Source organism: Methanosarcina sp., from assembly GCF_028693135.1.
Taxonomy (GTDB): domain Archaea; phylum Halobacteriota; class Methanosarcinia; order Methanosarcinales; family Methanosarcinaceae; genus Methanosarcina.
This window is the reverse complement of record NZ_JAQUVZ010000024.1, coordinates 1-13869: the sequence shown is the minus strand read 5'-3', so window position 1 is coordinate 13869 and position 13869 is coordinate 1. Positions and strand designations below refer to the sequence as shown.

Sequence of the window (13869 nt, the reverse complement as noted above, 5' to 3'; positions counted from 1 at the left end):
TTTATATCGGTAACTTTACCCTAATACTTATCATTTCTGTCGGTCTTCCGTCGGGCTGAAACACACAGGATAAAAACGAGTAATATGAAGGAATTGAAGTTTAAAAAATGAAAAACTAAGCGGTCCCGGAAAAAAAGTTAATGAAAAGAGATCATTCCTTGTTGTGAATGACCTCATAACTGACCTTTCCTCTGTTGATGCACTCCCTGACAAGCTTTTCTCTTGGGGAAAGAGCGCCGGTTTTACCTGACTTGACCTCGACAAAGACCACCTTATTCATTTCTCCTTCGGAAAGACCGTCAAAGATTATGAAGTCCACAGGGGTGCCGAGGAATCTAGCGTCCTTGGGATTGTATTCGAATTCAGGGAAGTAAGGGATCAGGTGTTCTGTGACCTTGCCGCGGATTACGGCTTCACTTTTCTTTACGGCGTCCTGGCGGATTTTTTTCTCCTCGTCAATTTTCCAGGTTCTGAAGAGAATGTCAGCTTTTTCGGAAACTTGGCGTTCCATCTCTCGCGTCTGCCAGGCTTCATACAGGTCTCTTGCACGGGATTCGACTCTGCCTTTCAATTTGATGTATTTAACGAGCAGGTACACTATAAGCAGGGCAAGAAAAAGGATCAGGGTTGAAATCATCCAGTCGTCCACAGCTATTTCTCCGTAAAGGGTTGGTTTTTTTATAGAGTAAATAGAGTATAGAGTAAATAGAGTAAATAGAGTAAATAGAGTAAATAGAGTAAATAGAGTAAATACAGGAAATAGAGTAAATAGAGTAAATAAATAAGTTAAGTGAGGAATAAATGAGTTAAGTGAGAAATTAATCTTGAAGAATAATTTTCAGACTCTATAAATGGCTATAAATATTTAAAAGTTCCAGCAGGACTTCGTTTCTTTTAAGCATACATTAAAGATTGGTCGTCCCCAGCTACCTGGTTGATATTCTGGGGTCAGACTTCCCAGCACGGTTATTGAGTTCGTTTATATCTACTGTACACAGGCGGGCTCAAGCCGTGCGCAGCGCGTGAAAAGAAAGAACGTGAGATGCCATTTACGGCCATTTCGGAATAATAACAACTAATTTACCAGGGAGCGTCTAAAGATTCCTGCCTACTTTAAAAATTCCTGTTCCTGAAAATAACTTCTGTCCCGGCAGAAATATCAACAGTATCTATTAAGTACAATACAAGAAATATAAGAAAGGGGATACAGTGGAAACTCAGCACAATGGCTCTGAAGAAAACAGCTTCGGTGAAATTCTTGGATTGCAGAATGAAATCGGAGAAATACAGGCGTCAATTGCTGATTATGAGGTTGGGAAAAAACTGAATATAGCCATAATAGCCGGGCCTCTTGCGGGAAAAACTACTCTGCTTGGTGAAATAGAGAGGATAAATTCAAGCAGGGCGACAGGAATCACTTTTTCCGAAATTATCCGGAACAAAAAGGAGATTTCCCTTCCTGATGACACTAAAAGGATAGTGCTCCTTGACAACTGCCACTTTCTGTACAGGAGAAAAACCGGTGGTTTTGACATATTTTATGAGTTTCTGGACATGATAAGCTCTCAGGAAAAGCTGTTTATCACTACCTGGAACCTTTATTCCTGGAGATACTTAAACGAGGTATTCGGGCTTGAGAAGTATTTTCCGGTACAGGTTGTCATTCCTGATTTCGAGAAGGAAAATCTCAGACTCTTTATCCTCAAAAGGTATGGAAAAGAGGAGATCAGATTTTATAATGATAAAGAGGCCAAAGAAGAGCCTTTCATATACGTGGCAAAATATCCGCTTGAGCTGTCCTCGCTGGGCAAGAAAATCCTCATTCCGGTCCCGAAAATAAACATCCCTTACCTTAAGAACCGTCTCCTGAATAAGAAAGAAACACAAACTACTGAAGACCGGATATTTGAAAAGATCTACCTGGAATCAAAAGGCAACCCAGGCATCGCACGGAGGATCTGGGAACTTGGGCTTGATTATCCCCGGATAAAGCCCGAAGATATAGGTCAGTTTTCATTTAATATAGAGCTTGAATACGAGGAAGCTTTTGTTTTAAGCCTGATCCTTTTATACCAGAGCCTCAAAAAAACAGAAATCTCCGACATGATAGGTTCTACATCGAGGGTGGACGAAATTATCTTCCGGCTTCTAACCCAGGAACTGATTTTTAAAGATGAAGCCGGTTTCTTCCGTATCAGGCCTGAAGCCCTGCATAGCGTTGTTGCTTATATGAAAAAACTAAGGCTGGTGTGGTAAATGGCAAATGGAGACACAAGCGCGCAGCAACTTTTGGACTCCATCAGGTCTATAGATACCCAAACCCTCATAACTATGTTTTTGGTATTTTCCATAGCATATATCCTCGGCAAGATTGTTACCATCCTTTTATCAAAGCTTTCGGATAAACTGAGCCAGAGTGGAAGGGTAAAAGTAAAACTGATTATCCCTGTGGTAAAGTTTGTAATCTATATTGTGGCTTTATATTATATTTTTAGGCAAATATTCATAATTTTCGGGACGGAACTGTTCCTTCTTACAGGGATTCTGGGTGCATCCATCGGTTTTGGAGTTAAAGACCTTTTTGCAGACTTTGTCGGAGGAATTGTAATTACATTTGAAAAACCGTACCAGATAGGAGACAAAATCGCCCTTGGAAATTATTATGGGGAAGTCACTGATATAGGGCTAAGGGCAACGAAACTGGTCACACCTGATGATAATACTGTCACAGTCCCGAATAACCTGATATTCAATGAAAGTGTTGCCAGTGGAAATTCTGGGGCTTCGGAAATGATGGTTGTAATAGACCTGTATATTGCGGGAGAGTCAGATGTAGAGCCTGCAATGAGAATTTTGCGGGAAGCAGTTGTAAGCTCTAAATATGTCTACATCTCCAAAAAAAGACCTGTTACCCTGCTGCACAAAGCTCTCCCGTTTTATACCAGGTTAAGGGCTAAAGCATATGTAAATGATCTAAGAGATGAATTCAAATTTGAATCCGATGTGCACACAAGAACCTGGATAGAATTCCAGAAGAATGGGATCAAGCCTCCACAACTCCACATCCTCAATATTCCTGCAATAGAGGAAATCAGTGAATAAAATGATACGCCCCGAAGAAATTCCAGTTAAATAATACAGGACCTCGGAAAGAACTGATTACCAAATCCGGGCAATCCCCTATTGATCTTTTGATACTATCCAGAAACGCTGGGAAGATATCTTCTGATTTTTCCCCCTACCGCACAGAGCTGTAACCGCCTGCTGCCAGGCAAAAAATAACTGAAGAAATACTGCTGCCTGTTCGAGAAATACTTCTCTTTACCCCCCAGAAACCGGTTTTAAATTCATCCATTATTGGATGCTTCCGCCAGCTTGTCTGGCGGCCCTGCAAAAAAGAAGACAGAAGAAAAATATATAAAAATAGACAAAAAAAAGCTTGTGTATATCTGTTAGTTTCTTACAGCGTTTTCAGTAGCTTTTACTTTTCTTCGTCTCTTATTTTCTCTTCTTTTTTGTCTGAAAGCCGCTCTCCTGCGTCGAGCGTGACACAAACGACATGGTACAGTGAATAAGGTTATGCGAGTCAGAGAAATCGTAGTTTAGTCCGCTTGACCTGGTGAAGCTCACTACTATAACTTCTAAATTGGTCCTCTTGAGCGCAGTTCAGTATTAACATCCATAATTTAGTCCCCTGAGCAAAGTTCACTACTATAACCCATCAAGTAGTCCTCTTGAGCGAAGCGAAAAGGACCGCGTACTCCCGAGGCGCAATTCGGGCGGCAATTCGGGCGGCAATTCGGGCAGCTAAACCAACTACTGTATATCATACAACTACTCTATATCATACATCATCTTTTGTCCGGGACTTCATCAGATCGATACTCGTTGCTGTTCCTACCATAATATCCTCTTCTTTTTCCAGAGCTTCGAGAATGCTTGAGATCAAAAGGTGACTGATTGCCCTTCTTTTTCTGGGCTCTACAACATACCTTAACCGCATTTCGATCCAGTTTTCCTGCATCTTCATGAAGAGTTTTGTCTGCACATCATATGTTGTAATAAAGTATTTTTCTCCCAGGAGACGGAGCTCCGTCTGCGCCAGATCTTCGAACTCCCCTACGATTGGGCCTGCAGTTTTGAGGGCGATCTCTTCGGCTTTTTTCCAGTTGCTGCCATAGATTAACAGAATCCGGATTTCGTCCCAGATAAAGGAATAGTCCCTGGTATAATTTTTAATCGTCTGATTGAGGACAAAACTGTTAGGGATATGGAGAATCCTGCCAGTGTACTGGTCTGCGTCCACCCATTCCCGGATTTCCATAATTGTGGTGTTGAAACTCCCTATATCCAGCACATCCCCTGTACTGTCTCCGACCTGGATCCTGTCTCCTGCTTTAAAGGGTCTGGATATGATTACGAGAATTCCTCCGGCTATGTTCCTCAGAAGATCCTGAAGTGCAATTGCAACTCCGGCACTCAAAATCCCATAGGCAATAATCAGGGTGGTCGTTCTCTCAATCCAGATTGCAAAAAGGGAGGCAAAAACAAGTACTGTAACAAGGATAGATATCGTCTTTCGCAGAGTATATCTATCTTTGGAAGCCGAAACTCTTCTAAGGATGAGGTTTCCGGCAAGGGAATTTATTATATAGGCTAGAAAAACTACAATTAAAGAGGTAAGAAGAGCATCCAATAGAGACCGATCCTCGAAGATATAAAAGTCAGTTAGATACCGGATATATGCGATAAAAAGTATCAAAACCAGCAGGATTAAAGCATTCAGTCTCTGGAAAACCCTCATGTGATTAAATATGATTTTATTTATATATCAATATACTCAGCCTTTTGAACTTGATCAGTTCCAGCCGTGCAGGGGAGCTTGAAAGGCTTTTTCATATTATAATAAATCATCCAGATTTACCATAATATGACAATTGTTACTATATTTTTTAATTACATTTAAATATAATAAATACAATTTATGTTTTTCATTCTTCATAATAAATTATGGCAAAAGGGTAACAGAAGAGATAGTATGATTGAAAAGGAGGCAAAAAGGCACGAAATGAGGGAAGGTAATATGGACCTTTTCCTGAGTGCCCTCAAGACCACGGTTCCTGTATTTCTCGGATACATACCCCTCGGAATGGCTTTTGGATTCCTGCTTGACGGTGCCGGATACCACTGGATTTATGCTTTCCTTATGAGCCTTCTCATTTATGCAGGATCAGGCCAGTTTCTGGCAGTAGCTTTACTTGCTGCAGGGGCGGGACTTCCTGAGTTTGCTATAGCTACCCTGCTCCTGAACCTCAGGCACGCCTTTTACGGGCTGTCCCTGCTGGAAAAGTTTTCCAATGTTGGGAAAGTCAAGCCTTACCTTATCTTTGCATTAACTGATGAGACATATGCCCTCCTCACCACAACCGAAGTCCCGACAGGCGGATCAAAATCAAGGTTTTACTTCTACATTGCAGCTCTCGACCACCTCTACTGGATTGCAGGGTCGGTACTCGGAGCAGGGCTTGGCTCTCTGCTGGACCTTAATCTTGAGGGCATGGCTTTTGTGCTGACTGCACTCTTTGTGGTATTGACCATAGAGCAGTATTTCAATTCCAGCGTACGCTTTCCCTTCATAGCCGCGGTGGGTGCAGGAGTCACCTCTCTGATACTTTTCAGCCCTGACAATATGCTGCTGATCTCGATCATTCTGGGGACTCTGATTTTGATTGGCAGGGAAAAACTGGGGAAGGGAAATCTGCGTGTTAATAAGGGAACAGGAAAAACTCATACACAGACTCATGCAGCAGCAGCAAAGCCTGTTGAAGATAGTGCACGGGAGGAAAGCTGATGACCGGTACTTTGCAGATGCTCGTAACCATTGCGGTAATAGCCCTTGCAACCTTTGCTACAAGAGTCCTTCCGTTCCTGTGTTTTGGTTCAAGAGAGCCTCCGGCAATACTTTCTACGATTGAAAAAAACCTGCCTCCGATGATTCTCCTGCTGCTGGTCATTTATTGCTTGAAGGATGTGCAGTGGTTTGCAGCTCCATACGGGGTTCCGGAACTGTTTACAATAGGGGTTGTTGCTGGGCTGCATTTCTGGAAACGAAACGCCATGCTCAGCATCTTTGCAGGGACAGGGCTTTACATGGTACTTGTGCAGTTCCATGTCTTTTCGTTTCTCTAAGCTTCTCTCAGATCTTTTCTCCGGAAGAAAGCAGTATTAGGGCAGAGAGCAGAATCATTCACAATTTTTATATACATTAATTTTAATGCATCTTGCAGTGAAGTGACTTCAAATGGCTGAGAAAAAAATAGACTTATCTTCAATCAAAAATAAAGGTTTTCTGCCTCAGAGGCAGGAAGACATGTTTTCAATGCGGCTGAAAGTCGTGAGTGGGAATGTAGACGCCGAAAAGCTGCGGGAAATTGCGGATGCAGCCGAGAAATACGGCTATGGCTATGTCCACATAACCTCAAGGCAGCAGATTGAGATTCCTTTTGTCAAACTCGAAGATGTGGAAGAAGCCAGCTATGAGCTTGAAAAGCTGGGTATTTCAGGAGGCTCTTCCGGTAAGAAGGTAAGAGCTGTAGTTGCCTGCCAGGGGAATACGGTCTGTAGACACGGTTTGATTGATTGCCAGAAACTGGCTTGCAGGATTGATGAAAAATATTTTGGACAAGCTGTCCCTAAAAAGCTCAAAATTGCAGTTACCGGCTGCCCTTCAGCCTGTATGAGGCCTCAAGAAAATGATTTCGGGATAATGGGCACGGTAAAACCTGAAATCCTCGAGGAAAACTGTGTCGGCTGCAAGCGCTGTGAAAAGGCGTGTAAGGTGGGGGCAATAACAGTCCTGGAAGATAAAGCCCACATAGATACCGAAAAGTGCATCCTCTGCGGAGCCTGTATTGCAGCCTGCCGGAAAGATGCTCTGAGAGCAGAAAAAACCGGATGCACGATCTTTGTCGGAGGCAAAGCAGGACGCCAACCCAGGCACGGGACAAAGCTTCTTGAGCTTGCGGACGAGAAGCAGCTTTTCTCAATCTTTGAAAAAACCTTTGAGTATTACAGGAGAGAAGGCCTTGACGGAGAGAGGTTTGGAGAACTCCTTGAAAGGCTGGGAATTGAAAAATACAGGGAAGAAGTCCTTCCCTGAACTCCTTTTAACTTGTGGAAGCCGGTTAACTTTCCGGCTTTGCCTTCTTTGAAATCCAGATTCCGAGTGCTCCCAGCCCTGCCAGCAGTGCAATAAACTTTATTAGCCCTCCAAGGAAAGGAATTTCATACACTATTGCAAATACAACCGCTCCGGTGAGGTAATATATCATTTTCCCGGCTTCTTTTTTAAAGACCTTAGCGTAAATCATTTCCCCTGCGAGCAGTTTTACCGGTACTGTAGCGATAAGGGCTGCAAGTGCCAGCATCAGCATCAGCAGGATAGAAAGACTCCACCCGAACATTGTAATTAGCAGGATTACGGAGAGAACCGGAACAAAAATAAGGAGCATTAAGCCCAGCAGTCCGGCTTTCAACGTTGAGCCCTTTACAATTTCTGCAAGTCCGGTTACAAAACCCGGGAAAGTGTAGATAAGGATAAAGCCCAGGGCAAGAGTTGCCAGCAGCCCAAGAATGAAGGAAAAGATACTGAAACCTTCAGCTCCACCTCTATACTGGTTTTGTCTGGTTACGGGTATGATGCTCAGGCTTCCCCCTACCTTATCTTTAAGGTCAGAAGGGGGATTTTCGGCTTCAAGTTCAAGGTCCCCTTTAAGCTCAAAGTCCTCACCTGTCTGGAAGGTCCTGGCTGAGACTGATCCGTTTCCATTGATGATCCCGTTAAGAGTTACCTCTCCTCCGGCCAGCAGGATATCGCCTTCAACTGTGCTGTCCTTTGAGAGAAAAATCTGACCTCCGGCTGCTACCAGGTCTCCGCCAACATTTCCATTTACCCGAATCGAGCCTCCGGCTGCTATGATGTTCCCCGAAACATCCCCGTTAACAATCAGTTCTCCGCCGGCGCCGATGAAATCATCTATAACGTTTCCGTTTATCTCAAGCCTGGACCCTCCAAGGACCAGGTCTCCCGGGATATCCTGATCGATCTTAAGTTGATCCCCGCCGCCGAAAACGTTTCCTGAGCTCGTATATTTAAGCATGGTTTCTTCATCAGCGGCACCTGCCGAAAAAGGCAGTACGGCAAAAAGGATCATGAATAAAATAAGTAGTGATTCCAACTTCTTTTCCATAAAAATCACCTTTTTGGTATCAGTGAATTTTTCCGATTAAATTGAGTCTTTCCGGTTAACCACTCCGACGAATACCAGGATATTCTAGCTGGTATATTCCCATTTGCTGGTATATTCCCATTTGCTGGTATATTCCCATTTAATACAATAAATAGGTATGAAAATCCCTTCGAAAAATAAAAAGGCACTTAAAGATTAAAAATAGGGAGAAAAAGCCTCCAATCAGTTATCTAACCTGTTTCATAACCAGTATTTAGAGAGGCTTTACCAGGAATTGTCATGAATTCTTGAGGCTTCGTACCTGGGCTCTCCTGGTTTTTCTTCGGCCGGATGACCAATTGAGATTATTGAAAACGGGGTCACATGCTCTGGGATCTTAAATAATTCCCGGATACCGGTGACAAGTTTTTCAGCCGGGTAAACTCCTATCCAGACCGCTCCCAGCCCCAGGGCATGGGCAGCCAGTAACATGTTTTCGCTTGCAGCAGAACAGTCCTGAACCCAGAAATCCTTGAATTTCGGAGTATTCCGGTCTGCGCAGATCAGTAATGCAGCCGGAGCACCTTTTAACATCTTTGCATAAGGGTGCATTTCCGAGATTTTTTCAAGGAGATCACGCCTGTCAATTATAATGAAATGCCAGGGCTGTTCATTCCCTGCTGATGGTGCACTCATGCCGGCTTTCAAAATATTCTCAATCATATCCCTGCTGACTGGGTCTGGCAGGTATTTTCGGATGCTTCTTCTGGTGAAAATCGCGTCCATTGTTTCCATAAAATTCCCCCATTCATTAATTATTATTATAATGGATAAACGTTAGTGTTAACTATTACTGTGATTCCGAAATATGTTCCCAAAACTTGACGTTTGAATCTCGTATAATTGATATACCATTGTGACAATCCTTAAAGCCATGAATAGCCGCAAATCTGAAGATTCCGCTTTACCTTCGCACCCTTCTGACCGTGCAGCCCGTAAGAACAGTGAAAAGTCACCTGCCGTGAAGTCCATTCGTACACACGAATCTTCTACTTTTTCGAGCCCTGACCTTGACCAGCTTAGAGGCCTTGTACCTGACTTTAACAACCGGCTATCTCCTACGCTGGATCTCGGGCTTTCTCCCCTCGGGAATCCCCGTCTGTGTTCCGAGTCTCACCCACGGCTGGTTTCCGACTCTGCCCTTGGGCTTGTATCCGGTTCTCTTTCCAGCCCTCTTTCCGGGCCCAAAACCGAATACTCTGAAACGCCTGTCGGAAAAAGGCTTGAGGTCATGCCTGACCTGCCCGGGAGGACTCTTGCAGGAGATAAAGTCGGCTTGCTCACCCTTGGTGCAGACCTTCCGATTGGGCTTGTTGAAAGCAGGTTGATGACTCTCAGCAGCACTGAAGAGAAGCTGAAAAATGCTGAACAGGACAGGAAGTAAAAAAGGTCTGTAAAATAATTTGCTACTTTTTTAGCTGGAGCAGTTCATCTGCTCTTTTCTTTTAAAAAATTATGTATACTTTTCCAGTTCTGTTGTTTGGAATCAATTTTTTTGTATGGGTGCCGCTGAATTTGTACACTGTATGCCCATGAACACGGCAACTATGGATGTAAAATTAAATAGTCCTATTTTTTGGAAAATATTTGTTACTTATTTGTTTTTCGCCTATTGAATCCGATTTGGATAAGTTTTCTACAAAGCCAATTTTTTCTTATTTTTATGTGGGCGTGCAGTACAGGAACAGTTTTTCCGTGTTTTTTCTTGCTGACAGTGGTTATGCACCACCAGGCGGTTTAAATGTGAGTGTTTTCACTCGAAACTATATCAATTTTTTACAGGTTGCCCCCTTCATGAGCATGCCATAAATAGGGCGAACTACATTGATAACTTAAGTATAAATATTAGAATGTTATATTGTAATCTATTAAACAATCTTAACACAGTGTACCAATAAAATTCCCCACTTGAAAACAAACTGTACGATTATTTTAAGATTCTACCTTCTGATTAAAGGAGCATTTCTGAACATATCAGAGTCCAAATACGAGGTTTATACCAGGTACATACTCGGAGGATAATAATGAAGTTGCATCAAGCTAAAAATGAATATTCGGGTTCTATTTACCAAAAAGAGACTTTTTTGCAGTTTAAATATAGAAACGAAACTTTTGAATCCCTATTTAAAAAGAAAACATTTCATATTGTCTTTTAAAAAGGTCTGATCACGATGAAATTTCACAGTTTTAAACCATATGCAAAATATGGATTATTGCTCATACTTATAATTAGTCTGGTTGGCACTGCTAATGCAGCTACGAATCATACCGGAGGTATTGCTCTATCATGGGACGATACAGCAAATACTGAAAAATGTTATCAATATTTGTCAATATTCGAGAAGTATAATGCTAAGTGCACTATGAATACAAATATAATATATCACTCAAGAATCCCAACACAGACTCTGGTAGATGAACTAAATGCACTGCATTCGGATGGATGGGAAATATCCGGGCATGGATATAATCACACAGATTCAGTTGTATTTCTACGGAATAACACTCCTGAGGAACTGCTAAACCAGGAAATATTCCCGAACATTGTAGATATTACCAGTTACGATTTTCCAGTTTATACCTTTGCATATCCCTATTCTCATAGAAATGATACTACTGATGCAACAATAAGTCCATATTTCCGGACACTTAGAACGGGAGCCCCCGCAATTATAAACGGGAATGTAAATGAAACCCCACTGGCTTATTACAAATGGGACGATGCTCAAATTCTGTATGGTGTTGAAATAGATGAAAGTGCTAATGTTAGTTTACAGTCTATAAAATACGGGATTGACCACGCAATAGATAATGGGTACGTATTGGTGTTATATGGGCATACAATCACTCCAACCGTTACCGTAGATTATCAAACTTCAACAGCGAGACTGGATGAAATTCTAAATTATACCTACCAGAAGGGCGGAGTATTTTATACCATGGGAGAACTGGGTGATTCGACCTGGGTGCGACCCCCCAGATTTTCCAATGTGAATGCAAATTTCGCAATTTCTTCAGATAATGTACTGGTCGGGGAAACTGTAACTTTTGTAGATTACAGCGTCAACCAGACTTCTGAACTGCTTGATTTTGGTGATGGGTCTGATAGTACTACTGCAAACGTTAATCATATATATACAACACCGGGGACTTATACGGCTAATCTGACAGTACAAAATGACGTTTCCGATGATTCGATGCTTAAAACAATTACGGTTATTCAACCGATAACTCCCGTTGCTAGTTTTACCAGTGATTGCACAACTGGAAATGCCCCATTAACTGTTCAGTTTAATGACACCAGTACTGGGTCTCCAACTTCGTGGAATTGGGACTTTGGAGACGAAGGTACTTCAACTGAGAAGAATCCACCGCATACTTATCTCTCAGCAGGATACTATACCGTTAACCTGACAGTAAAAAACTCAAACGGTACGGATTCAAAAACTGATGTTATAACTGTGCTGGAAGAAGAAATTGATGTACTGCCTGTAGCAGCTTTCAGCACCAACGTCACCAGCGGCTATGCTCCCCTTTCAGTCCTCTTTACTGACTGTTCAGAAAACGCAACATCGAGGAGCTGGGATGTTAACAATGACGGCATTGAAGACTCAAAAGAGACAAGCTTTGTTTATACATACACTTCTACAGGGACTTACAACGCTAATCTGACAGTAAGAAACCTGAACGGCACGGATTCAAAAACTGTTGATATAACTGTGCTGGAAGAAGAGGAAGAAGAAAATGATGGACTTCCTGTAGTAGACTTCAGTGTCAATGTTACCAGTGGTTACGCTCCCCTTTCAGTCCTCTTTACTGACCTTTCACAGGATGCAACCTCGAGGAGCTGGGATATTAACAATGACGGCATCGAAGACTCAAACGAAGCAAGTTTTGTTTATACATACACTTCTACAGGGACTTACACAGCTAAACTGACTGTGAATAATGCAAACGGCCCGGCTACAAAAACTATTCTGATATATGTAGATAGAAAGAGCAGCAGCAAAAGCAGCGGTGGCGGTGGCGGCTCTCCTGAATCTTCCAGAAATATTGAGGTAAAGGAACTTTCCCAGGTCTTCATTTCAAACGGAAAAGCTGTAAAGTTTGATTTCACGAAGGAAGCAACCTGTGTTGTTTATGTGGGCTTTGATGCTAAGAAGACCGCAGGTAAAATCACAACCACTGCTGAACAATTAAAAGGTAAGTCCTCACTGGTTTCCGAACTGCCTTCAGGTGAGGTCTATAAGTCCTTTAACCTATGGGTTGGAAACGGTGGGTATGCAACTGAAAAGAACATCGAAAACCCGGTAATCAGCTTCAAGGTTGAAAAATCCTGGATACAGGATAAAAATATAGACAAGTTTTCCATTGTCCTGAACAGGTACAACGATAAGAAATGGGGACAGCTGCCAGCCAGCCTGGTAAACGAAGACGACAAATACCTGTATTTCAAAGCCAAAACCCCGGGATTCTCTCCCTTTGCAATAACAGGGAAGGCAAATACATCTCCGGAAGATGTAACTGAAATACAGCCTGAAGATGAATCTGATAACTCTGAAGAAAACGAAAATACAAAATCAGAAATTGAACAGGATTCTGAGCAGAAGGAAAAAACAAGTATGCCTGGATTTGAAATGATTTACTGTATTATCGGGCTGCTTGGAGTGTTCCTATATAGAAGAAGATAAAATAGAAGAAATGCGATTAGATGGTAGGGACAGCTGACCTACAATCTAATTTCTTACCTTTTTTTAAGTTTATTTTCAGTCGAATACCCCGCTAGCTTGCTGCGGGGATGAAAAACTTCCCCAGTAACCGTTGTTAACTAACTGATTTATATTTTAGTTACCTTTATGCTATAAATGGAACTACGGCATGCAAACCATTGTGTCTATAAAATTAGATATCACATGGTTTTTTGTGTGAAGTACCGTAAAAATCTTCTTTTAGATATAGAACTCATCAACTTTTTGAAAAATATCTGTTTTGAAATTGGTGAAAGGTACTGTTTTGAGTTTGATGCAATTGGTACTGATGGTGATCATGTCCATCTTTTTGTTGGAGCTGAGCCAAGGTATTCTCCTTCAAAAGTCATGCAAATTCTAAAAAGTATTACAGCAAGACAAATCTTTAAAGAATACCCTGAGATCAAAAAACAGCTTTGGGGTGGTGAATTCTGGAGTGATGGAGGTTACATTGGAACAGTAGGAGATGGAACAACTTCCGATGTAATAAAAAACTATGTTCAAAATCAGGGAAACCAAGAAGAAAAAGAAGCATATAAGCAAATGAAAATACTCGATTTTTAATATTCCATTACAACAATAGCGGTGGCGCGAACATACCCCGTTGCTTGCGGCGGGGTGCGCCAGCGCAACTTTGATTTGAAATTCTCAAAGTCTCTTTTGTTTACTGTGGAGATACTCCCCGATAATGAAGTTGAGTGAAGTGTATCCTAACTTTGACAGTTTCCACTATTTTGAACTTCATTTTGGTAGATAAATAAAAATAAGTGCTCTTTGTTTTGTGTTATTCGATCCAATGAATAACAACATAAAACTAAGAGCATTTCCTACAA

12 protein-coding genes are annotated in these 13869 nt (G+C 41.9%); 8 read left to right on the top strand and 4 right to left on the bottom strand.

Going from position 1 to position 13869, the window contains the following annotated elements; genetic code table 11:
• Positions 1-151: 151 nt before the first annotated feature.
• Positions 152-649 carry a Holliday junction resolvase-like protein gene (locus PHF18_RS11375; protein ID WP_300102787.1) on the bottom strand — a complete coding sequence of 166 codons (498 nt, stop codon included), beginning with the start codon at positions 647-649 and terminating at the stop codon, positions 152-154.
• A 560-nt stretch (positions 650-1209) separates the two neighbouring features.
• On the opposite strand from PHF18_RS11375, the gene PHF18_RS11370 reads away from it, so the two are divergent.
• Positions 1210-2256 (top strand): hypothetical protein, encoded by a 1047-nt coding sequence (locus PHF18_RS11370; RefSeq protein ID WP_300102783.1) that lies wholly within the window; start codon positions 1210-1212, stop codon positions 2254-2256.
• Positions 2257-3102: a mechanosensitive ion channel domain-containing protein gene (locus tag PHF18_RS11365; protein ID WP_300102780.1), complete on the top strand. Its 846-nt coding sequence runs from the start codon at positions 2257-2259 to the stop codon at positions 3100-3102.
• A 742-nt stretch (positions 3103-3844) separates the two neighbouring features.
• On the opposite strand, the gene PHF18_RS11360 is transcribed toward PHF18_RS11365, so the two are convergent.
• Complete coding sequence (locus tag PHF18_RS11360; RefSeq protein ID WP_300102777.1) at positions 3845-4696, bottom strand: mechanosensitive ion channel domain-containing protein; 852 nt, start codon at positions 4694-4696, stop codon at positions 3845-3847.
• 342 nt (positions 4697-5038) lie between these two features.
• Here PHF18_RS11360 and PHF18_RS11355 point away from each other — a divergent pair, with 342 nt between their 5' ends.
• The 3 genes from PHF18_RS11355 to PHF18_RS11345 all read left to right on the top strand — a co-directional run bounded on the left by PHF18_RS11355 (position 5039) and on the right by PHF18_RS11345 (position 7159).
• A complete protein-coding gene (locus PHF18_RS11355; protein WP_300102774.1) occupies positions 5039-5851 on the top strand; it encodes an AzlC family ABC transporter permease in 813 nt (270 codons plus the stop codon).
• Positions 5851-6189, top strand: coding sequence for a branched-chain amino acid transporter permease (locus PHF18_RS11350; protein ID WP_300102772.1), 339 nt, complete (start codon positions 5851-5853; stop codon positions 6187-6189). Before PHF18_RS11355 ends, PHF18_RS11350 begins: the two co-directional genes overlap by 1 nt.
• A 112-nt stretch (positions 6190-6301) precedes the next feature.
• A complete protein-coding gene (locus PHF18_RS11345) occupies positions 6302-7159 on the top strand; it encodes a 4Fe-4S binding protein (protein ID WP_300102769.1) in 858 nt (285 codons plus the stop codon).
• 25 nt (positions 7160-7184) lie between these two features.
• Here PHF18_RS11345 and PHF18_RS11340 read toward each other — a convergent pair whose 3' ends face one another.
• Positions 7185-8249 carry a hypothetical protein gene (locus PHF18_RS11340; protein WP_300102766.1) on the bottom strand — a complete coding sequence of 355 codons (1065 nt, stop codon included), beginning with the start codon at positions 8247-8249 and terminating at the stop codon, positions 7185-7187.
• 264 nt (positions 8250-8513) lie between these two features.
• Positions 8514-9023, bottom strand: a complete 510-nt coding sequence (locus tag PHF18_RS11335) for a nitroreductase family protein (protein WP_300102763.1) — start codon at positions 9021-9023, stop codon at positions 8514-8516.
• A 121-nt stretch (positions 9024-9144) separates the two neighbouring features.
• On the opposite strand from PHF18_RS11335, the gene PHF18_RS11330 reads away from it, so the two are divergent.
• The 3 genes from PHF18_RS11330 to tnpA all read left to right on the top strand — a co-directional run bounded on the left by PHF18_RS11330 (position 9145) and on the right by tnpA (position 13600).
• A complete protein-coding gene (locus PHF18_RS11330; protein ID WP_300102760.1) occupies positions 9145-9672 on the top strand; it encodes a hypothetical protein in 528 nt (175 codons plus the stop codon).
• Positions 9673-10459: 787 nt separating this feature from the next.
• Positions 10460-12979, top strand: a complete 2520-nt coding sequence (locus tag PHF18_RS11325; RefSeq protein WP_300102757.1) for a PGF-pre-PGF domain-containing protein — start codon at positions 10460-10462, stop codon at positions 12977-12979.
• 174 nt (positions 12980-13153) lie between these two features.
• Positions 13154-13600, top strand: coding sequence for an IS200/IS605 family transposase (tnpA, locus tag PHF18_RS11320; protein WP_300102754.1), 447 nt, complete (start codon positions 13154-13156; stop codon positions 13598-13600).
• The last annotated feature ends 269 nt before the right edge of the window (positions 13601-13869 follow it).

Bases quoted from the DNA above. Each gene is read 5' to 3' on its own strand.
- PHF18_RS11365 (WP_300102780.1), top strand. From the start codon at position 2,257: ATGGCAAATGGAGACACAAGCGCGCAGCAACTTTTGGACTCCATCAGG.
- PHF18_RS11355 (WP_300102774.1), top strand. From the start codon at position 5,039: ATGATTGAAAAGGAGGCAAAAAGGCACGAAATGAGGGAAGGTAATATG.
- PHF18_RS11350 (WP_300102772.1), top strand. From the start codon at position 5,851: ATGACCGGTACTTTGCAGATGCTCGTAACCATTGCGGTAATAGCCCTT.
- PHF18_RS11345 (WP_300102769.1), top strand. From the start codon at position 6,302: ATGGCTGAGAAAAAAATAGACTTATCTTCAATCAAAAATAAAGGTTTT.
- PHF18_RS11340 (WP_300102766.1), bottom strand. From the start codon at position 8,249: ATGGAAAAGAAGTTGGAATCACTACTTATTTTATTCATGATCCTTTTT.
- PHF18_RS11335 (WP_300102763.1), bottom strand. From the start codon at position 9,023: ATGGAAACAATGGACGCGATTTTCACCAGAAGAAGCATCCGAAAATAC.
- PHF18_RS11325 (WP_300102757.1), top strand. From the start codon at position 10,460: ATGAAATTTCACAGTTTTAAACCATATGCAAAATATGGATTATTGCTC.
- tnpA (WP_300102754.1), top strand. From the start codon at position 13,154: ATGGAACTACGGCATGCAAACCATTGTGTCTATAAAATTAGATATCAC.